Source organism: Lelliottia jeotgali, from assembly GCF_977070485.1.
This window is the reverse complement of sequence record NZ_CDRVFO010000001.1, coordinates 348718-369579: the sequence shown is the minus strand read 5'-3', so window position 1 is coordinate 369579 and position 20862 is coordinate 348718. Positions and strand designations below refer to the sequence as shown.

Below are 20862 nucleotides of genomic sequence, written 5' to 3'. Positions count from 1 at the left end.
TTGTCTCCCAGAAGGTAATGTCAGACCAGGTACTTCACGCCAAGGCTGGTGAACAGGCACAGCATCGAAAACACCAGCGCCTTGCGCACCACGTCGTTGCCTTTGCGCAGTGCCAGTGCACTGCCCATGTGATTGCCGAGGATGTTGCAGGCCACCAGCGGTAGCGCCAGCAGGTAGACCACCTTGCCGGCCATGATGAATGCGACCAGCGCACCGATGTTGGAGGCGAAGTTGAAGGTCTTGGAGTTGGCCGAACTGGAAACCAGGTCCATGCGCAGCAGGTAGTGGAAGGCGATGATGAACATGCTGCCAGTACCTGGGCCGAAGAAGCCGTCGTAAAAACCGATGGCCAGGCAGGTCAACGGCACGACGGTGTAGAGCATCCGCGCCGACAGCTCTCGCTCCTCTATCGGGCGGTCTTTGGGGGTGAGGAAGATGAGGATGCCGAAAGGGATCAACGCCAGAATGATCTTGCCTACGGTTTCCTGAGAGATCGACACGATCAGGTGCGCCCCCAGGTAGGCGCCGAGTAGTGAGAAAGGCACGCCTACCAGCGCCACCTGCCAGACCATCTTGCTGTTGGCCAGGAAGTTGCGGATGGCAGCCAGCGTGCCCAGCGTACTGACCAGTTTTTCCTGCCCCAGGGCTACCTGAGGCGGCATGCCCACCAGCAGAAACCCTGGTACCAGGAACAACCCGCCCCCACCGGCAATGCTGTCCACGAAGCCCGCGACAAAGGCAATTGCGCCCAGTAGCAGGATCGCCAGCAGCCAGTGTTCCGCCCAGTAAGCGCCTAACAGTTCCATAGCAGTAATTCCGTCGAAAAATGAAGATTGATCAGGAGAGCACTTCGTAAAGGTGGTCGGCCCGGGCGAAGCGCACCCGGTTCAGATCGTTGACAGCGAACACCCGCAGCAGCCAACGGTCAGCGCCGTCGTTTTGCGGCTCGAAGCCATCGCGGGCATGCAGCACGCGCTGGTTCTTGAAGATCATGAAATCGCCTGGCAGCAGCAGGTGTGGCTCATCGAAACGCCGGGTTTCCAACAAGCCGCGCAGGGTGGCCAGGGCCTGCTCGGCGCGCAGGTTCAGCCCGTGGGTGTTCTCGCTGTCGAAGCGGCATAACCACTCGCCTGAATGGCCACGCACCAGCACCGGCAGCTCGGCGGTGCAGCGGCGGTTACCGGTGAACGAGTCAGGGCGGCGGATTTCGAATTGCGCTTCGCACAGTTCGCGCACGGTAGCCAAGGGCAGCGATGCGATCACTGCATCAAGGTTGACCAAGGTTGTGCTGATACGTGGATCACAGCGCATGCCAAAGAACGACAGGTATTCCGGGCAGCAGGAAACCGTACCCAGCGGCTCGGAAGACAATGGCAGGTCGGGATTGTCGACGTGATAGGAAAAGCGCAGCCGAGAGCCATGCGAGCTCTTTTGGCTGGATGACGTACGGGCCGGGATTACATGGCGAAACAGCCGACCATCATTTTCTCCCTCATAGACAACCGGGTTGATACCCATCAGGTTCTGCATGGTCAGGCTGACCAGACAGGCAATTGGCGTACTGCGCGGGCTGAGCACACCAGAGTAAGGGGTAGGAGGCACATCGCGATCGCGTGGGCAATTACGCACGATCATACTGGTCAGTTGCGGATCCTCAACGAAACCCCGGATTTGCTGGCACAGCGCTTTGCCCAAGACCTCTTGTGCCTGCTCCTTGAGTTGCGGGTAAAGCTCTTTGCTGGTTTCGAAATCGAGCGGGGTGTTGGTCAGCAAGGTTTGCCAGGCGCTGGAGACAACCCAGGGCAGGCGGATCTCCAGTGAAGTCTGAGGCTCGGCTGCTTGTTGCAGGTATGCGCTTTCCATTTCGGGTGCTATTCCATTGGCCATTCGGTGTCGTGCTATGCCGGGCAGAGGCGGCAGTCATTGTCTTTTTTTGAAACCGTTCACAGCTGAGCGATACGAACGAGAGATGCCGGTCCCGGCATCACCACATTGCATCGACTCAATCATTGTAATTACAAAAATAGAATCGATTCAATTTATTTCATTGGCCGATTGCCATCACCATTGAATCGAGACAATCAACTTATTGATTTCAAAAGATTTCCTCGTTACGCGAATTGAACGCGCTTTCGCTTGTGCTCCCGACGTGTACCGACTACCTACGGCCATAAGCACTGCAGTCATATCAATAGAGGCAATTTACACATCAAAAACGCGATTACTCCGATCTTGCCTTTCGTGCTAGGCTTCCGCGTTCTTGAAGATTCTGGTGCCATTTCCATGTGGGTTCCTCACTACAGCGACCTGGCGCAGCCGGTCTACCTGATGATCGCCGATGCTCTTGAGCAGGACATAGGCAACGGCCGGCTGGCGCCGGGCGACCGCTTGCCAACACTCAAGGATCTTGCCGAGTCATTGCACGTGACGCCTGGCACCATTGGCCGAGCCTATGACGAAGCGGCCAAGCGGGGCCTGGTGGTTGGCGAGGTCGGCCGCGGCACTTTCGTCCTGCAGCAACGACCGGCGCCTACCCCCACCGCATTCTCGCGGCCCGCACCGCTCAAGCATGAAAGCGGCCAGATCGACCTTTCGATCATCAAGCCCAACGATGCGCACATGGCCGACTGGCTGCGCGGAGCAATTACCGAGCTGGCTGCATCCCCCGACCTTGACCAAGTGCTCGACTACGTTACCGACGGCGGCCATGCGACGCACAAGCAGGCCGGCGCCACATGGATTCAGCGCTGGTTGCCCGAAGCTCGCTCGCAACAGGTGGTGCTGACCTCCGGCGCCCAGCATGGCCTGTTGGTGGCCATCAGCAGCCTGTCGAAGAGCGATGATGTGATTCTGTGCGAGGCACTCTGCTACCCCGGCATCATTTCCCTTGCCCACAGCATGGGCCGCCGCTTGCGCGGGGTAGCCATGGACGAGCACGGCCTGATTCCCGAGGCCTTGCGGGCTGCCTGCGTGGAGCACCGCCCTTCGCTGCTGGTATGTGTGACCACTCACCAGAACCCGACCAACTCGGTAATGCCGCACGCGCGTCGCGAAGCTATCGCCCAAATTGCCCGCGAGTTCGACCTGTTCATCGTGGATGACGATATCTACGGCTTCCTCGAACCGGCGCCTGACTACAAGCCCTTGGCCGCCTATGCACCTGAGCGCTCGGTGTACCTGACCAGCCTGTCCAAGAGCGTGCTGCCGGCGCTGCGTATCGGCTACCTTTACGCGCCGCCACAAACGCTGTCGCGGTTGTCGTCTATGGTGCGCAGCAGCGTCTGGATGCCTTCCCCGCTGATGGCTCAACTGGCCAGCAACCTGATCAACAGCGGTATGGCCGAGCATTTGGTGCGGGTGCAGCAGGAAGAAGCCGCCGCACGCCAGTTGATGGCCCAGGAAATCCTTGGCAGGTACAAGGTGCGTAGCCAGCCCAACAGCTTCCATATCTGGCTGGAACTGCCTGAGCCATGGACCAGCGATGAATTCGCCAACCTGGCGCGCAACAATGGCGTAACCGTGGTCAGTGGGAGCCAGTTCCTGCCTGAGCGCAGCCCAGCCAGCTGTGGAGTGCGCATCGCCCTAATGACGCCAAGCCGTGCCGAGCTGAGCTTTGCCCTGACCAAACTTGCCAGCTTGCTGGACTCATCCGAGCCGCGGCTTTTCTACTAGAAATGAAGAAGGCCGCAGGGTGCTCACGAACCGTCTGAGCGCCCTGCCCTGTGGGCGTAGCGCCCTCATGAACACTAAATGCGGCTCAGCGGATCAACCGCCCCAGCCCATCCAGCAACCGCTGCAAGGCCCCCTGATTGGCCTGCATCACCGCCCTGCCCGCCTCACCCATGCGCTGGGCATCCTGCGGCAACTCGATCAACTGCCGCACTGCCTCTGCCAACCCTTGGGCATCGTCCACCTGCTGCAACGCCCCGGCATCACGCAACATCGCGCTGATTTCGAGGAAGTTGAACACATGCGGCCCCATGATCACCGGCAGCGCCAGCGCTGCCGGCTCCAGTGGGTTGTGGCCGCCAGTGGCGACCAGGCTGCCGCCGACGAAGGCGATGTCGGCCAGTGCGTAGAGGAACAGCAGCTCGCCCATGGTATCGCCGAGCAGCACGCGGGTCTGGCCATCGACCGCCGCACCGGCAGAACGGCGCACGGTAGCGAACTGCCCGCTGCACAAGGCATGCACTGCATCGAAACGCTCGGGGTGGCGCGGCACCAGGATCAGCAGCGCGTCGCCATGCACCTGCAGCAACTGCTGATGAGCCTGCAGGATCAGCGCGTCCTCACCTTCATGGGTACTGGCCGCAATCCACACCAGCCTCCCGCTGGCGCCCCACTGTTCACGCAGTGCCCTGGCACGCGGCAAAAGCTGGTCATCGACCTTCAGGTCGAACTTGATCGAACCTGTGACCTGCACGCACTCAGGACGCGCACCCAAGTCGCGGAAGCGTTGCGCCTCGGTTTCGGTCTGCACCGCAATCAGGTTCATCTCGGCGAGCATCGGCCGGGTCAGACTGGCAAAACGCGCATAGCCACGGGCGGAACGCTCGGACAACCGAGCATTGGCCAGCGCAACCGGAATGCCACGCTTGGCGCATTGGTGAATATGGTTGGGCCACAGCTCGGTTTCCATGATGATGCCCAGCCGCGGGCGCACATGGTCGAGAAAACGCCCCGCCGCCCACGGCAGGTCATAAGGCAGGTAGCAATGCTGGATGCGCGGTTCATCGGCGAACAGCGCACGAATGCGCTCTGAGCCGGTGGGCGTCATGCAGGTGAGCGTGACCGGCAGGTCCGGGTAGGCCTTGAGCAAAGCTCGCACCATGGGCGCGGCGGCAATGCTTTCACCTACCGATACGGCATGTACCCAGATGCCTCCCTGGCGCATCGCCGGCAGGTTGCGGGCGAAACGTTCGCCGATACGCTGGCCGTAGGCCGGGGCCTTGCGGGCACGCAGGTAAAGGCGCAGCGCGACCAGCGGCAGGCCCAGGTGGAACAACAGGGTATAGAGAGTTCTGTTCATGGCGGCGAAGTTTACCCGATCGCGCGCAAGTGCACCGCAAAGCGCTCGGCCAGCCATTGCGCGGCGGGCCCCAGCGGTTCGTCACGGCGCCAGGCCAGTTCGACGACCAGGGCCGGTGGCCGCCATTCGCTGGCCAGCTCAACCATGTGCGCCTGGTAGGTCGGGTATTGCACCACATGGCGTGGCAGCCACGCCCAGCCCAGCCCACGCATCAGCAGCTCGGCCATGGCGTAGAAACTGTCAGCGCGCCATACCTGCGGGCTGATCGCTTCGCCACCGGGATAGCCACTTTGCTGCGGGGCGATCAGCAACTGGCGGTAGCGTGCCAGCTGCTGGCGTGTGACGCGGCTTTCACATGCCAATGGATGATCCACCGCGCACACCGTGACCATCTCTACGCTACCCAGGGCACGCCGCTCCAGTGAGGCAGGCATGCTTTCATGGTGGAAAAACAAACCCAGGTCGGCACGTCGCTCCACCAGCTTGCGCGCTACGTCACCTTGGGCTCCGCTGGCCAGTTGCACTTCCAGAAAAGGGTAATGAATGGCCAGTTCGTCGAGGCTGTCGATCACAGGTTGATAAGGCATGGCTTCATCCTGCGCCACCCGCAACAAGGCTTCCTGGCCACGCATCAGGGCCAGAGCGCGGCCATCGAGCCGTTCGCACTGGCGCAGCAGCTCGCGGGCATCCGCCAATAGCGCGGTACCGTTTTCGGTCAGCCTGGGCTGGCGGCCGCTGCTGCGCTCGAACAAAGTGACGCCGAGGTCCGCTTCGAGCATTGCAATGGCATTGCTGACGGCTGACTGCGCTTTGCGCTGCTCACGGGCGACGGCAGAAAACGAGCGCAGTTCGACGACGCGCACGAAGGTACGCAGCTGCTCAAGGTTCCACTGATCGGCCATCAACCTATCTCCCGGGGCGATAGGTAATGACTTTACCGCATCCTGGGACACACTAGAATGCCCGTCCAGAACCGGAGGAACGAACCATGAACGCCTACACCTGCCTCGCCATCGCCATAGTCGCCGAAGTCATCGCCACAGCCTCCATGAAAGCCGTGAAAGGCCTGAGCACGCCATTGCCACTGCTGCTGATGGTGGTCGGCTATGGCATCGCATTCTGGATGCTGACGCTGGTGGTGCGCACCATTCCGGTAGGCATCGCCTATGCGGTCTGGTCGGGGCTGGGGATCGTGCTGATCAGCGTGGCGGCGCTGGTCATCTATGGGCAGAAACTCGATGTGCCGGCGATGCTGGGGATGGCGATGATCGTTGGCGGCGTGGTGGTGATCCAGTTGTTCTCCAAGACTGCCGGGCATTGATGGGGCCCGTCGGCGATGAGCCAATCCAGGCATAGCCTGTATACTTGCCAGCTGTCCCAGACTTCGAGGTACCGCCATGCCATCCGCCATTTCCACTGACGTGCTCATCGTCGGCGCCGGGGTCGCAGGCCTGTGGCTCAATGCCCGCCTGCGCCGCCTGGGTTATTCGACAGTGCTGGTGGAGCGCGCCAGCCTTGGCGGCGAACAGACCATCAAGTCCCAGGGCATCATCCATGGCGGTACCAAGTACGCCCTGCACGGTGCGTTGACGGGCGCCTCGGAAGCCATCGCCGACATGCCACGGCGCTGGCGCGAAGCCGTGGCCGGCAGCGGCGAACTGGACCTGAGCCGCACCCGCCTGCTTTCCGACGCCCACTACCTGTGGTCGCCCGGCACCCTGGCCGGCAACCTCACCAGCTTCTTCGCCAGCAAGGCCGTGCGCGGCCGGGTTGACCAGGTCAAGGGGGATCAATTGCCTCCTGCGCTGCAGGACCGCGCCTTCAAAGGCAAGGTGTATCGCTTGGCCGAACTGGTGATCGATGTCCCCAGCCTGCTGGCCAACCTGGCTGAACTGGCTGGCGACTCCTTGCTCGCCGGTGAGCACATCGAGCCCCTGCATGAAGGTGAATTACTGGTTGGCCTGCGCGTGGACGGCCGTGAAATCCGTGCCCAGCGCATCGTGCTCAGTGCTGGCGCGGGCACCGAGGGCCTGCTTCACGCCTTGGGCCTTGAGCAACCGGCCATGCAAACACGGCCGCTGCATATGGTCATGGCCAAAGGCCCTAACCTCAAACCACTGTATGCCCACTGCCTGGGCGGCGGCCCCAAGCCGCGCGTCACAATCACCACCCACCCTGCAGCCGACGGCCAATGGGTCTGGTACCTGGGCGGCGACCTGGCTGAAGCCGATGGCGTAGCGCGCGACACGCAGGCGCAGATTGCCGCAGCCCAGAAGGAGGTCAGCCAGCTCTTGCCGTGGGTCGATCAACGCCTGGTCCGCTGGGCCACGCTGCGAGTCGACCGCGCAGAACCTGCACAATCGGGCCTGGTGCGGCCCGACAACGCGTTCCTCGCCGACCAGCAGCGCCTACTGGTGGGCTGGCCAACCAAACTTGCCCTGGCGCCCGACTTCAGTGACCGTGTGCTGGCCAGCCTGGAACGTGACGGCATCCGCCCAAGCGCCCAAGCCGAGCTTGCAGGGCTGCCACGCCCGCCACTCGGCGTGCCTGCCTGGGAGCAACTGCTGCCATGACCCTGCCGACCCTGCACGACTTCCACCGCTCGCTGGGCAGCACAGGCTTCAAGGTGTCACCCCTGGGCCTGGGCACGGTCAAACTTGGCCGCGACCAAGGCGTGAAGTACCCCACCGGGTTCACGATTCCCGGCGATGACGAAGCGCGCCTGCTGCTGGCCCAGGCGCGCGAACTGGGTATCAACCTGATCGACACGGCACCGGCCTATGGCTGCAGCGAAGAGCGTCTGGGGCCGCTGCTGCGCGGCCAGCGCGATGAATGGGTGATCGTCAGCAAGGTTGGCGAAGAGTTCGAAAACGGCCAGTCGCGCTTCGACTTCAGTGCAGCCCACACCCGTCTTTCGGTCGAACGCAGCCTGCGCCGGTTGGAAACCGACCGCATCGAACTGGTGCTGGTGCACTCCGATGGCAACGACCTGGAGATTCTCGAGCAGCAAGAGGTCTACCAGACCCTCGCAGCCCTCAAGCAAGAGGGCAAGATTCTCGGCTACGGCCTGTCGGGCAAAACAGTCGCCGGCGGACTGAAAGCTCTCGAGCAAGGCGACTGTGCCATGGTCACCTTCAATCTCAACGAGCAGGCAGAACGACCGGTACTGGACTACGCTGCCGAACACGGCAAAGCCATTCTGGTGAAGAAGGCCTTGGCCAGTGGGCATGTCTGCCTTGCACCTGGTGTCGACCCGGTACACGCCAGCTTCGAACTGCTGTTCGCCCACCCTGGCGTCAGCAGTGCTATCGTCGGCACCATCAACCCGTTGCACCTGGCCCACAACGTGGCCACCGTCGCCCGCATCCTGGGCCAGCATTGAGTTGTCCCCACCCCGGGCCTGGACACTGACCCGACGCAAGGAGGAGCCTCGTGCCGCGTACGCTGATCCGCAAGAACCCGAGCAACTTCAAAACACTGCCACTGCATGTCGAAGCCACCCCCGAGAGCCTGGTTTATCAGAGCATCGGCATGCCACTGAACTTTGCCCAGACGCAACAACGGCGCCGGGCCATCGAGCTGCCCGATAACCAGCGTTTCGTGGCAGAGCTGGCCAACCTCGGCGTTTCGGTACGCCTGACCCTGCACTGGCAGAACCGCGACTACTGGGTACTGGTGCGCCAGCGCCGCCAGGACCGGGGCGACGTGGTGCTTAAATTGATTTCAGGGTATGTACCGGCTCAAGAACTTAACCTGCCGCTGCACACCGCGGTCCAGGAAGTGGCGGAAGAGTGCCTGCTGGAAACGCCGGAAGGCTGGCTGGGAGGTCGCTTCAACGACACCTGGCTACCTGCACCTTACGCTGCCGCCCTGCACTACCGGGAGGCGCTGCCGTTCGTCCTGACGCCGGAATCGGGTGCCGCCCGGTCGGTGTATTGCGCCAACCTGATGTTGCTGGAGCGCCCACGGGCGTATGTGCACCTGCCTACGGCATCGCTGCAACTGATCTACGACATGCGCCTGCAAGTACCCAGGGACGCCAAGAAGCTGAGCCTGTTCCATGTCGATGAACGCCTTGAAGGTGATCAGCTGGTCGCTCGGCTCAACCGTAAACGGCCCGACCTGTACCTGATGCCGGTGCAGGACGGTCAGCCGCAGGCCGAGCTGTATACATTGAGGAAAGATGAACTGGTGCCGGCCAGCACCCGCGGGCTGTACCTGGCGGAGAGCTTTGCTCGGCAGGACGGGTGGGTGGTCGCGGACGAGCGGATACGCTGGAAGGATTGGGTAAGGCAGCAGGGGCTGGTGGAGAGCAAAGCAGCAAAGGCTTCACACCTGCGACGCTTTGGCGACAAGGCGCGGGCACTGCTGGAGCGCGCGCGCACCTCGCTGAGCAAATGAATATCCGGGGCCGCCTTGCGGCCCCGGGCACATCAGTTCTTGCGGATTTTTTCGACTATCGCGGTAGTCGAACTGTTCTCGACCAACCCCAACACCTTCACGGTGCCGCCGTAGCCCTTGACGATATCGGCACCCACCACCTGGTCGATACCGTAGTCACCGCCCTTGACCAGCACATCCGGTTTCACCTGGCTCAGCAGATTCTCCGGCGTACCTTCAGGGAAGCTGATGACCCAGTCCACCGCGCCCAGCCCAGCCAGCACGGCCATGCGCCGATCGACGCTGTTGATCGGGCGGCCAGGGCCCTTCAGGCGGCTTACCGAAGCATCGTCGTTGACCGCGACGATAAGACGATCACCCTGGGCACGCGCCTGCTCGAGGTACGTCACATGCCCTGCATGCAGGATGTCGAAACAACCATTGGTGAACACGATCTTCTCGTTGTGCGCACGCGCATCGTCGATGGCCAGCAGCAGTTGCTCCAGGCCAAGCACGCCACGTTCGGAACCTTCCTCGCGCTGAATCGCGCGACGCAGCTCAGGTGCACTGATCGCTGCAGTACCCAGTTTGCCGACCACGATGCCAGCCGCCAGGTTGGCCAGGCCGACCGCGTGGGGCAAGTCTTCACCGGCCGCGATGGCGGCAGCCAGGGTGGAAATCACGGTATCGCCAGCGCCGGTCACATCGAATACTTCGCGGGCACGGGCCGGCAGGTGCAGCGCCGGCTGGCCGGTGCGCAGCAGGGTCATGCCGTGCTCGCCACGGGTCACCAGCAATGCGCCCAGGTCAAGGTCCAGCAACAGCTGCAGGCCCTTGGCGACCAGCTCGGCCTCATCGGCGCAGCGGCCAACGATGGTCTCGAACTCGCTGAGGTTCGGCGTGATCAGGCTGGCACCGCGGTAGATGGAGAAGTCCTTGCCCTTGGGGTCGGCCAGTACCGGTATACCCTTGGCACGTGCGGCCTGGATCAGGCTCTGATGATTTTTCAGTGCGCCTTTGCCGTAGTCGGACAACACCAGCACCTTGACACCCTCGAGCAGGCTCTCGACTTCGGCGCCCAGCGACAGCGGGTCGGTGGCGAACGGCTCTTCGAAATCGATGCGCAACAGCTGCTGGTGACGGCTCATGACCCGCAGCTTGACGATGGTCGGCTGGTGCGCAATGCGCTGGAACACCGAACGTACCCCCGCAGCCTGCAGGCTGTTGGCCAGGCTGTCGGCGGCCTCATCCTGGCCGGTGACGCCGATCAGTGCCGCCGGGGCACCGAGGGCGGCAATGTTCAACGCAACGTTGGCCGCGCCGCCGGGGCGATCCTCGATCTGATCGACCTTTACCACCGGCACTGGCGCTTCTGGCGAGATACGCGAAGTACCGCCATGCCAGTAGCGGTCCAGCATGACATCGCCGACCACCAATACCGGGGCTTGATCGAAACGCGGCATGGACAACTTCATGGGCAACCCATATGGAAATAATGAACAGGGGCAGGATATTAGCACAGGGTAGGCGACGGCTTTACGGCCAGATCGGGCCCTGGAAAATTCCGGTGACAATCGGGGCCGTACGGCCCCGATCAAGGGCAACTCAGGTGATATCGGCCTTCGCCGGCTCTTCCAGGCCCATGGCGTGCAAGCGGGCATAATAGCCATTGGCCGCCAGCAGCTCGGCATGGGTACCGCGCTCCACCAGGCGGCCCTGGTCCATCACCAGGATCTGGTCGGCTTTCTCGATTGTGGACAGGCGGTGCGCGATCACCAGCGTGGTGCGGCCCTGCATGACATGGTCCAGGGCAGCCTGGATATGCCGCTCGGACTCAGTGTCCAGTGCCGAAGTTGCTTCGTCGAGGATCAGCAGCGGCGCGTTCTTCAACAGAGCCCTGGCAATCGCCAGGCGCTGGCGCTGGCCACCGGACAGCAGCACGCCGTTTTCGCCCACGTCGGTGTCAAAGCCCTTGGGCAACTGGTCGACGAACTCCTTGGCATAGGCATCGGCAGCCGCAGCTTCGATGTCTGCGCGCGGCGCGCCGGCCAGGTCGCCGTAGGCAATGTTGTTGGCCACTGTGTCGTTGAACAGGGTCACATGCTGGGTCACCTGCGAAACGTGCCGGCGCAGGTTGCGCAGGCGGTAGTCTTCGATCTCCACGCCATCGAGCAGAATCTGCCCCTGATCGTGGTGATAGAAGCGCGGGATCAGCGCCGCCAGGGTCGACTTGCCGCTACCAGAGCGCCCGACCAGCGCGATCATCTGCCCAGGCTCGGCGGTAAAGCTGATGTCGCTCAGCACTTCGCGCTCGGTACCCGGGTAGGTGAAGCTCAGGTTGCGCACTTCGAGGCGACCTGCCACCCGCTCCTTCTCGATCGTACCGCGGTCGATCTCGGGCTGCTCGTCGAGCTGCTCGAAGATGCTTTCAGCGCCGGCGAGGCCTTTCTGGATGGTCGAGCTGACCTCCGAAAGCTGGCGGATCGGTTTTGGCAGCAGGCCCGCAGCGGTGATGTAGGCCACCAGATCACCGGCGGTCGAGTCGCCCCGCAGAAACAGCACCAGGAACATCAACGCGGCCATGGCGCTGTAGATCACCAGTTGCAGCATCGGCGTGTACAGGGCGCCAGTCTTGGTCATGCGCAGCTGTTTGTCGGTGTTGCTCTGGCTGGCACGGCCAAAGCGCTGCTGCTCGTAAGCCTCGCCGCCGAAGCTGCGAACCACACGGTAGCCCTGGATGGTTTCGGAAGCTACGTGGGTCACGTCGCCCATCGCCACCTGGATCTTCTTGCTCTGTTTACGGAATTTCTTGCTGGCGACGCTGACCATTACCGCGATCACCGGCAGGATGGCGACCATTACCAGGGTCAGGTGCCAGTTCATCCAAAGCAGGTAGGCAAACAGGAACACCACGGTCAGGCCTTCACGGATCACCACCTTGATTGCATCGGTGGCGGCACCCGTCACCATGGTCACGTTGAAGGTGATGCGTGAAATCAGGTGCCCGGAGTTGTGATTGTCGAAATAGCGGTTGGGCAGTACCAGCAGCTTGTTAAACAACTCCACACGCAGGTCATGCACCAGGGAAAGGGAAACCTTGGCCAGGAAGTAGTTGCCGAGGAACGAACCCAGGCCTTGCCACGCGGCGATCAGGATGATCAGCAGCGGTACCGCCTGCAGCAATTGCAGGTCGCGCAAGTAGGGGACGTTGGGGAACAACACCGCTTCGGGGTTGCTCAGGCCATCGACAAAGTACTTGAGGATCCCGGCCAGCATTGGCTGGGTCGAGGCAAAGATCACGAAACCGACAATACTCAGCAGGAAAATGCCGATATAGGGTTTCACGTAGCTCAGCAACCGGAAGTAGATCTTCAGGCTGGAGGTGTGCTCCGCCGGTAGCGGTGTTTCGGCCATCATCGAGCTCGCTGTTCAGGTTGAACCGGAAATTTTACCACAGGCGTCATTTTCGGCACGCCTGCGAGGCAACAACATGCCAGGCCGGCGACCCACAAGGCCTGCGCCCGTTTTTTTTCGTCCGGCATGAGCCCGACTGGTCAGTCAAAAGAGACCAACGTGGTGCTGGAGGATTATTTTCGGCATTATTGCCGGTCATTTTGCTCGCCAGACGACAAGGCTCAACTCATGCAATGCTCTCGGCTCACCCAGGTCGACTTCGATCAGCTGACACTTGGCGCCCAGATACTGGAGGCGGACAGCCATGGCGCCAAAGTCTACCTGCTCAAGGATGGTAACTTCCTCAAGGTTTTTCGGCGCAAGCGTCTGATTTCATCTGCGCTGCTGCGCCCCTACTCCCAGCGCTTCGTGGACAACGCTGCGCGACTTGCGCAGCTGGGTATCCCTACGCTCGAGGTGATCAGCCAGCACAAGCTCGACCTGCCGGGCAGAACAGCGGTGCTGTACCGGCCTTTGCCGGGGCGCACGCTGCTGCAGATGTCGCGGGACGAAGGCTTCAGCTGGGACATCTACCTGCCACGCCTGATCACCCTGATCCGCCAGTTGCACCGTAGCGGCGTGTACTTCCGCTCGCTGCACCTGGGCAATGTGGTGGTCACGCCCGATCAGCACCTGGGCCTGATCGACGTTGCTGACATGCGCTTCCTGCGCCCGCCACTGTCTGCCCGTATGGTTCGACGCAACGTGCAACACATGGTGAGTTACATCGCGCGCGAGAAACTGGGCGACCGCTTCCCCCTCGCCGATTTCCAAGCGGCCCTGCTGGCGCGTTGAACATCAGCCTGGCAGGCCGTTACCAAAGCCCTGCCAGGCGCTGCGCCGAGCGCAGTGTCAGTGCACGAAGATGGATATACCCATGCCTGCCAAGGCACCGATCACCAGCGTCAATGCGAGCTTGATCCTGTCGCGATTACGCCGTTTGGCCTTGCGGTGAACTTCTTCAGGCACGGTAACGTGGCTGCCAAAGCCTGTGTGCAGTACCGCGTCTCCCTCCAGGGTGACCGCTGTCAGGTTCAACTCCGCGTAACGGCGCGACAGTGCCTTCTCGCCCGCATAGCCGGCAAATGGCGCACAGCGCTGATAATCGCTCAGCCGACGCAAGCCCGGATTCAGGGAAAAGGCCTGCCATTCGGCTTTCTCGGAGTGCAATGGATAGCACGGCACGCCGGCAATTACCTGGCGATCCCCCAGATGAATGTAAGGGCTGTGGATCGACAAGTCATGGGCGTGGCTGCGCAACCAGACTTGCAGCACACCGGGACTGACCTCGAGGATCGCCCTGGAGTCTTCGACGAAGGCCTGGCGATAGAAGCGCCAGTCGTCCTCGCAATGGAAAATGTAAGCCGTCTTCACATGGCTGTACGCCAGGTCGATCGACGCGAGCTGCCCAAGCTTGGGGCGGTTGACGAACACCGTGCAGTGGGGTTTCCAGTGCTCGGGTACGGCACCGTGAACAGCGTCGTCACCGGAGTCCTCGGTAATGAAGACCTCGCGAATGGGCGCTGTATTGTAGCGATCGAAGCTCTCAAGGGTTTCCTTGAGCAGATCGAACCGACCGCAGCTGGTCACGACAAGCGTGACATCACTATCATTTGAAAAGCGCACCGGACTCCCTCCGCGTTGCGACAACAGACTTTGCGTAGACACTCCCTGGCCACGAAAGCTCTTTTGATTAAATGCCCAGCGTCAACCGCAGCCTCTGCCATGCGGACAAGGGCGGGTGCGGCCTGAGTGCCGGGCGCATATGGTCGACGATGCTACGGCCAACTTCAGCGAAACTGAAGCGGGAAACCGCCAGGTGTCGCCCATTTTCCGCAATTTGCTGCGCCAGGTCCGGATCGGCGCGCAGGGTGCGCAGCTTCGCCTGGAGCATCGGGATGCTGTCGTATAACACCACGTTGTGCATATCCTGCAGGCCCAAAGCGCTATTTTCTTCTGCCCCCTGGTCGAACGCCAGCAGCACGCAGCCGCAGGCCATGGCCTCGAAGTTCTTGATCATGTACTCGCCCATGCCCACATCGGCACTGACGAAGAAACGGATCCGGTTGAGGGTATTGCAATAGTCTTCGCCTGATTTGGTGCGGGTCACCACCAGGTTTTCCACCCGCCCCAGTTCATCCAGCAACGCCTTGCGCCCGCTGTAGGCAACACTGTTGGTACTGCCGACGAACGCCAGCTCGATATCGCGCTCAAGCCCTTGGTCCGTGAGCAGGCGCTCGTCATAACCCTTGGGCACGAACACCGCATCGAAACCTTCCCGACGCAGGCGCTCACTGACCATGTAGCCGGAACTGATCACCCGTGCCCACGGCAGCTTGCGGTAATGCGCACTGAACTTGCCGGTGTACTTGCAGGGGATGTAGTTCTGGTAGGCATCATGTTCGAGGATCACCAGGTTCGGCACGGTACGGATAAACGCCGCCTGGCGTATCTCCTGCTTGAAGCGCAAGAAGAACACGATGCGGTCGTAGCGCTCGACCTGCACTTCACGTTTGAAATAACGGCGCAGGTTGCGCTGGTCATCGCTGGTCAACCAGCGCAGGTCGCACTCACAGTTGGCCGCGACGCCGTCATACAGGCGATCGAGGATCGCCCGCTGTTCCTTCTGCACCAGAAATAAGACTTTCATTGCTTTCCTTGGGCGCTCTGCGCCTTCGCGGTCAACCATGGGCATAATCTACAGCTCACGGCGCCAGAACAGTTCATGGCGGCGCACGGCCTTGCGGAAGAACTCGTTCTCACCGTAGGGGGATGGCCGGCGCCCTGCCAGCCAGCGCTGCAACAGCCGACGCAATCGGCGCTTGAACGGCGCGGCAGGTTGCAGGTCGTGCATCATGCCCAGGGCCATCGCCTTGTCACGCTGCGTCAGCAGGTCCAGCACCAGGCTGCAGGGTGCCCACGGCTGGTCGGCACTCAGTTGCGGTGGCAAGGCCACCCCATCGCCGCTGTCGCCCATGGGCCAGCGGTCGTTGTCGTGCAGATGGTTGGCATAGCACAGCAGCGTCTGCGGCTGCCACACCAAGCCCCGCAGTGCCTGCATGACGGCCATATGGGCGCAGATGTGATCAGGGTGCGGGTCCAGTTGCGGATGCGGCATCACCAGCACTTCAGGCCGGGCCATCTCCAACAGCGCACGCAGGTCAGCCAGCAGGTTGTTCCAGGTTGGCGCGCCATCGCTGTCGGCCGGCAACGACAACGGGTTGAAGCGACGGAACGGGCGAATATCGACCATGTCGGCTTCTCGGGAACCGGCCGGCACATCGGGCGCTGCCTGCATGGCGGGCAGCTGCAGGCAAAAGTAGCCTAATTGCACACAACGCGCCTCTGGCACCCCGGCCCAGCGCGGCACGGTAATACTGTCCCAGGCACGCAGACGGCCCTTCAGCCGTGCTGCCTCGGCCTTGCCCATGCCCATCTGCTGGTAGTGTTCTGCTTCGATTTCGCCAGCGGTCAAGGTCACCACCCAGGCTTCGTCCGCCTGGCTGTAAAGGCCATAGGCCGCCAGCTCGGCATCATCGGCATGTGGCGCTATCACCATCACGCGACGGCGCTGCATTTCTACGCCGGGGGTTATCCACAGCCGCGGCTGGCCCTGCAGTCGACAGTGACGGCCGCACACGCGCAGCGTACCCGCCTGCAGCGGTGCAGCCAGCCCGGTAAGGTTCAGGAAGCGAACGCCGTCGACACCGCGCTCGAACGTCTGCCGGTCAGCACGCTCATCGGCCAGCAGTTCGACACACGGGTCGAGAAAACGCCCCAGCCATCCGCTTTTTACCCGCACTTCAAGGATCAGCGTTTCATTACCCTGCAGCGCCTTATCGACCTTGAGCACGCCGTCACGCAAGGTGACAGGCGCTTCGCCGGTCTGCTCGCCGAAGTTGTAGGCGTAATCTTCGCCCGGTGCATAGAACAGATGATCAGCGAACCAAGCTTCGTGGGCAGCCCAGAGCAGCGGCAGCAGCAACAACGGCAGCCACCACCAGGCGAATACGCCCACGGCAACCAGCACCGCCAGGCCGCCCAGTAGCCCCAAGCGCTTGTTGCGCCGGTGGCGCTTGAGCAACTGTTGTTTGCGGCTCACGCTTGGAACACCGGCACGGGGTTGCACCAACGGTCCTTGTACTCGCGGTCGGCACGGCCGAACGAGAAGCGCAGAGGTTTGTTGCGTGCGCGAGCATCGTCCCAGGCAGCTTGGGTGTTGAGGAAGCTCAGTACACTGCCAGGGCTGAAGGCCTTGGTCTCAGGGTCGACGCCGCCGTTGACGTACTCGACACTGATCCACTGCGGCGCTTCGACCCGATAGACCAACTGTATGGCGATGGGCTTGTCGTCGAGCAACAGCACCGAGCCGATCAGCAGCTCACGCAGGCGCTCGAGCACATCGGCCATACGCTCGGCACCGGTGGCCGGGAACCCCCAGCGGCGCTGGAACAGGTCGCAGTACATAGCAGCGATCTGCTGGGCACTGAAGTCGGTAATCGGGCGCACCACACCACCCGCCTCTTCCAGCAGGCGCAACTCACGGCGCTGGTTGTAGCGGAATTTCTTCGACAGGTCTTCATGCGCCCGGGCCATCGCCAACTGCTCTTTCTGAGCCTTCAGGCCGCTGAAGCGCCCCTGGTTCAGCTCGGACAGGTAGCGCGCGGTATGGCGCAAGGGCGCGGCGGCATCGCCAGCGGCTGGCAGAATGATCTCGGCATTGCCCAGGTCAAACAGGCCTTTCTTGCCGGCACGCTTGAGCACGTCCTTGGACAGCGCCAAATGACGCCCCCAAGTCGCAACGCCAGCCTTCAGCTCACCTGCCTGATGCCAGCCCAGGTAACGCACGGGTATCTGCGCCAGGTCCGCCAATTGCTCGATCACCAGCGGGTGTGTGGCAACGCTGCCACCGAACCGTGCCCACGTCTCGGCGTAGGCGGCAGCGTCGATCACCTGCCATCCGCGCTCTCGCCAAGCCTGAATATGATTGAGCATCACTTGCGCACCACCAGCGCACTTACCTGCGGCAGTTGCCAGAAGGCTTCGCGCACGGCCTGGTCGGAGAAACGCTCGCGCAGGCGCCGCAGCATGTGCGAGGCGCATGCATCGCGCTGCTGCTCGTCCAGCAACGCCATATGCTTCAAACCCTGGGCCAGCTGCGAGGCATCGCCGAGCGGGAACAATACACCCACGCCCTCGACCACTTCACGAGCCCCGCCGCAGGCCGTTGCCAGCACAGGTACGCCGGCCACCATGGCTTCGAGCAGGACCATACCGAACGGTTCATGGTCGGAACTCAGGGCAAACACGTCGAATGCCTGGAAGTAGCGGCGCGCATCCGGGACCTGGCCCAGAAAGTCGACTTGCCCGGCAATGCCCAGCTCGCCAGCCAGCGCCTTGAGCTTGTCTTCCAGGCGCCCCATGCCGAGGATCGCCAGACGAGCGCCGGCCGGCAACTCAGGCAGGGCTTGGGCAAAGCCGCGCAGCAAGGTCGCCTGATCCTTGTCCGGGTGCAGGCGCCCGACATTGCCGACGACCCACGCCTGCGCATCCAGGCCAAGGGCCTGACGCGCTTCAGCGCGCGGAACCAGCGTGGCCTGCAGGGCCTCGATGTCGATACGGTTGTACAGCGTCTGGATACGTTCGGCCGGCCACTGAGGCAGGCAACGGCGCATGTCGTCACGCACGGCGTCCGACACGCCAAGCAGGCTCAGCCGTTTGCTGAACAGGTTGGCGAACAGGCGCCGCCCCTTGCGCTCATAGTCGCCGAACGCATGGTGCACGCCGATCACCGGCAGGCCCGTCGCCAGCAAAGCCACGTAGATCGGCTTGAAGCGGTGGGCGATGCAGAAGCTGAAATTGCGCTCGGCCGCGATGCGGCGCAGGGCGCGTATGGCGCCGAGCTTCAGGCCGCGAACGGCCTTGGAGCTGAACTGGAGGAACAGCACCTCGTCCGACGCGCAGCCAGCCGCAACCTGCGGGTCGGCGGCACCGGTGAGGAATACCGTGGTCACCTTGTAGCCGCTGCCCTGGAACAGGCTGGCGTACTGACGGGCACAGTCGAGGAACGGCCCGTCATAGCCATGGCAGAACTGCAGGATGCGCGGCTCAGAGCGGCTGGTCATACGCGGCGGCGCCGTCCTTCACAACAAGAATGTCTTCCATGATCAGGTACTGCAGGTCCGAGCCGAAGAACATGTTCAGCGCATCGGTCGGCGAGCAGATCATCGGCTCGCCACGGCGGTTGAGCGAAGTGTTCAGCGACACGCCATTACCGGTCAGGTCTTCCAGCGCCTTCATCATGTCGTAGTAACGCGGGTTGTACTCACGCTTGAGCACCTGCGCACGCGAAGTGCCATCCTCGTGAACCACTTCCGGCACTCGGGTTTTCCACTCTTCAGCCACTTCGAAGGTGAAGGTCATGAACGGCGCCGGGTGATCGATCTTGATCATTTGCGGGGCGACGGTGTCCAGCATCGACGGGCAGAAAGGTCTCCAGCGTTCGCGGAACTTGATCTGGTGGTTGATACGGTCAGCCACCCCTTCGACACTCGGGCAGCCGATGATCGAACGGCCACCCAGAGCGCGCGGGCCGAACTCCATGCGGCCCTGGAACCAGGCCACCGGGTTGCCGTCGACCATGATCCGGGCGATCTGCCGGGGCATGTCGTCGAGCTTGCGCCACTTCGGCTGGTTCGGGTGACGGGCACAGGCGGCAATCACGTCTTCGTTGGAGTACGAAGGGCCGAGGTAGACGTGCTCCATCTTCTCGACCGGTACGCCACGGGCGTGGGACACATAGGCCGCAGCACCGACTGCAGTACCGGCGTCACCGGAGGCCGGCTGGACGAACAGCTCTTTGACGTCCGGGCGGGCGATGATCTTCTGGTTGAGTTTGACGTTCAGTGCGCAGCCGCCGGCGAAGGCCAGTTTGCCGGTTTCACGCAGGGTGTCGCCCAGGTAGTGGTCGATCATCTGCAGGGCCAGCTTCTCGAACAGTGCCTGCATGCTCGCTGCGTAATGGATATAGGGCTCGTCAGCAATGTCGCCTTCGCGCTTGGGGCCCAGCCATTCGATCAGTTTCGGCGAGAAGTAGAAGCCCTTGCCCTTCTCTTTATAGCGGCGCAGGCCGATGACGTTGGCATACTCGGTGTTGATCACCAGGTCGCCGTTCTCGAAGCTGGCCAGGCGGGAGAAGTCATATTTGCTGGCATCGCCATAGGGCGCCATGCCCATGACCTTGAATTCGCCATCGAGCATTTCGAAGCCGAGAAATTCGGTGATCGCGCCGTACAGGCCGCCCAGCGAATCCGGGTCGAAGAATTCCTTGATCTTGTGGATCTTGCCGTTTTCGCCATAGCCGAAGAAAGTGGTGGCGTACTCACCCTTGCCGTCAATACCCAGGATCGCAGTCTTTTCCTTGAAGCCCGAGCAGTGATAGGCACTGGAGGCATGCGCCAGGTGGTGCTCGACCGGCTCGATCTTGACTTTTTTCGGGTCGAAGCCCAGTTGCTCCAGGCACCAGACGATCTTCTTGCGGTAGCGCTTGTAGCGACGGTTGCCCATCAGGATCGCGTCGAGGGCCCGATCCGGGGCGTACCAGTAGCGCTTGGCATAGTGCCAGCGAGCCTTGCCGAACAGGCTGATCGGGGCGAACGGGATGGCGACCACGTCGACATCGGACGGCTTGATGCCTGCCTGTTCCAGACAGAACTTCGCCGACTCGTAAGGCATGCGGTTCTTCGCATGCTTGTCACGCACGAAGCGCTCTTCTTCGGCGGCGGCAATCAGTTTGCCGTCGATGTACAGGGCCGCGGAAGGGTCATGGCTAAGGGCGCCGGACAGGCCAAGAATCGTCAATGCCAAGGGATTAGCCTCTTCATTCGGTAGAGATGCGCCAGCGGCCCCAGGGGCGGGTGGCGGCTAAAAGGCGGGATTATAACGCAAACACTTCCAACTGGCCCTATCGCCGGCAAGCCGGCCCCCACAGGCGCGGCGCG

General features: G+C 62.3%; 18 protein-coding genes. 6 read left to right on the top strand and 12 right to left on the bottom strand.

Annotation, left to right across the window (positions count from 1 at the left end; translation table 11 throughout):
• Nucleotides 1–20: 20 nt before the first annotated feature.
• Both ACW4TB_RS01625 and ACW4TB_RS01620 read right to left on the bottom strand, forming a co-directional pair.
• Entirely contained in the window at nt 21–806 is a 786-nt protein-coding gene (locus tag ACW4TB_RS01625) for a sulfite exporter TauE/SafE family protein (RefSeq protein WP_012312482.1), read from the bottom strand.
• Between the two features lie 31 nt (nt 807–837).
• Nucleotides 838–1863 carry a TauD/TfdA family dioxygenase gene (locus tag ACW4TB_RS01620; RefSeq protein ID WP_042111104.1) on the bottom strand — a complete coding sequence of 342 codons (1026 nt, stop codon included), beginning with the start codon at nt 1861–1863 and terminating at the stop codon, nt 838–840.
• 420 nt (nt 1864–2283) lie between these two features.
• Here ACW4TB_RS01620 and ACW4TB_RS01615 point away from each other — a divergent pair, with 420 nt between their 5' ends.
• Nucleotides 2284–3672, top strand: a complete 1389-nt coding sequence (locus tag ACW4TB_RS01615; protein WP_012312480.1) for an aminotransferase-like domain-containing protein — start codon at nt 2284–2286, stop codon at nt 3670–3672.
• Between the two features lie 85 nt (nt 3673–3757).
• Here ACW4TB_RS01615 and waaA read toward each other — a convergent pair whose 3' ends face one another.
• Together waaA and ACW4TB_RS01605 are read right to left on the bottom strand one after the other, a co-directional pair.
• Nucleotides 3758–5029, bottom strand: a complete 1272-nt coding sequence (gene waaA / locus ACW4TB_RS01610) for a lipid IV(A) 3-deoxy-D-manno-octulosonic acid transferase (protein WP_279932598.1) — start codon at nt 5027–5029, stop codon at nt 3758–3760.
• 11 nt (nt 5030–5040) lie between these two features.
• On the bottom strand, nt 5041–5931 hold the full coding sequence (locus tag ACW4TB_RS01605) for a LysR family transcriptional regulator (protein ID WP_012312478.1): 891 nt from the start codon (nt 5929–5931) through the stop codon (nt 5041–5043).
• An 86-nt stretch (nt 5932–6017) separates the two neighbouring features.
• On the opposite strand from ACW4TB_RS01605, the gene ACW4TB_RS01600 reads away from it, so the two are divergent.
• The 4 genes from ACW4TB_RS01600 (at nt 6018) to ACW4TB_RS01585 (ending at nt 9430) form a co-directional block, all read left to right on the top strand.
• Nucleotides 6018–6350, top strand: coding sequence for a DMT family transporter (locus ACW4TB_RS01600; protein ID WP_012312477.1), 333 nt, complete (start codon nt 6018–6020; stop codon nt 6348–6350).
• Between the two features lie 76 nt (nt 6351–6426).
• Nucleotides 6427–7602: an NAD(P)/FAD-dependent oxidoreductase gene (locus tag ACW4TB_RS01595; protein ID WP_012312476.1), complete on the top strand. Its 1176-nt coding sequence runs from the start codon at nt 6427–6429 to the stop codon at nt 7600–7602.
• Complete coding sequence (locus tag ACW4TB_RS01590; RefSeq protein ID WP_012312475.1) at nt 7599–8411, top strand: aldo/keto reductase; 813 nt, start codon at nt 7599–7601, stop codon at nt 8409–8411. Before ACW4TB_RS01595 ends, ACW4TB_RS01590 begins: the two co-directional genes overlap by 4 nt.
• 50 nt (nt 8412–8461) lie before the next feature.
• Entirely contained in the window at nt 8462–9430 is a 969-nt protein-coding gene (locus tag ACW4TB_RS01585; RefSeq protein WP_279932603.1) for a metal ABC transporter ATPase, read from the top strand.
• A gap of 32 nt (nt 9431–9462) precedes the next feature.
• On the opposite strand, the gene hldE is transcribed toward ACW4TB_RS01585, so the two are convergent.
• Together hldE and msbA are read right to left on the bottom strand one after the other, a co-directional pair.
• Nucleotides 9463–10884: a bifunctional D-glycero-beta-D-manno-heptose-7-phosphate kinase/D-glycero-beta-D-manno-heptose 1-phosphate adenylyltransferase HldE gene (gene hldE / locus ACW4TB_RS01580; RefSeq protein WP_012312473.1), complete on the bottom strand. Its 1422-nt coding sequence runs from the start codon at nt 10882–10884 to the stop codon at nt 9463–9465.
• Nucleotides 10885–11014: 130 nt separating this feature from the next.
• Complete coding sequence (gene msbA / locus ACW4TB_RS01575) at nt 11015–12823, bottom strand: lipid A export permease/ATP-binding protein MsbA (RefSeq protein ID WP_042111867.1); 1809 nt, start codon at nt 12821–12823, stop codon at nt 11015–11017.
• 228 nt (nt 12824–13051) lie between these two features.
• Here msbA and ACW4TB_RS01570 point away from each other — a divergent pair, with 228 nt between their 5' ends.
• A complete protein-coding gene (locus tag ACW4TB_RS01570) occupies nt 13052–13657 on the top strand; it encodes a serine/threonine-protein kinase (RefSeq protein ID WP_012312471.1) in 606 nt (201 codons plus the stop codon).
• A 57-nt stretch (nt 13658–13714) separates the two neighbouring features.
• Here ACW4TB_RS01570 and ACW4TB_RS01565 read toward each other — a convergent pair whose 3' ends face one another.
• The 6 genes from ACW4TB_RS01565 to ACW4TB_RS01540 all read right to left on the bottom strand — a co-directional run bounded on the left by ACW4TB_RS01565 (nt 13715) and on the right by ACW4TB_RS01540 (nt 20728).
• Nucleotides 13715–14452 carry a glycosyltransferase family 2 protein gene (locus ACW4TB_RS01565; RefSeq protein WP_455842874.1) on the bottom strand — a complete coding sequence of 246 codons (738 nt, stop codon included), beginning with the start codon at nt 14450–14452 and terminating at the stop codon, nt 13715–13717.
• Nucleotides 14453–14555: 103 nt separating this feature from the next.
• On the bottom strand, nt 14556–15512 hold the full coding sequence (locus ACW4TB_RS01560) for a glycosyltransferase family protein (protein WP_012312469.1): 957 nt from the start codon (nt 15510–15512) through the stop codon (nt 14556–14558).
• A gap of 48 nt (nt 15513–15560) precedes the next feature.
• Nucleotides 15561–16964: a PIG-L family deacetylase gene (locus ACW4TB_RS01555; RefSeq protein WP_279932606.1), complete on the bottom strand. Its 1404-nt coding sequence runs from the start codon at nt 16962–16964 to the stop codon at nt 15561–15563.
• The gene (locus ACW4TB_RS01550; protein ID WP_012312467.1) at nt 16961–17857 is read right to left on the bottom strand and encodes an antimicrobial resistance protein Mig-14; all 897 of its coding nucleotides are present in this window, start codon (nt 17855–17857) and stop codon (nt 16961–16963) included. The genes ACW4TB_RS01555 and ACW4TB_RS01550 overlap by 4 nt, the downstream gene beginning before the upstream one ends.
• On the bottom strand, nt 17857–18987 hold the full coding sequence (locus ACW4TB_RS01545; RefSeq protein ID WP_012312466.1) for a glycosyltransferase: 1131 nt from the start codon (nt 18985–18987) through the stop codon (nt 17857–17859). The genes ACW4TB_RS01550 and ACW4TB_RS01545 overlap by 1 nt, the downstream gene beginning before the upstream one ends.
• Nucleotides 18971–20728, bottom strand: a complete 1758-nt coding sequence (locus tag ACW4TB_RS01540) for a carbamoyltransferase family protein (RefSeq protein ID WP_279932609.1) — start codon at nt 20726–20728, stop codon at nt 18971–18973. Before ACW4TB_RS01540 ends, ACW4TB_RS01545 begins: the two co-directional genes overlap by 17 nt.
• Between the last annotated feature and the right edge of the window lie 134 nt (nt 20729–20862).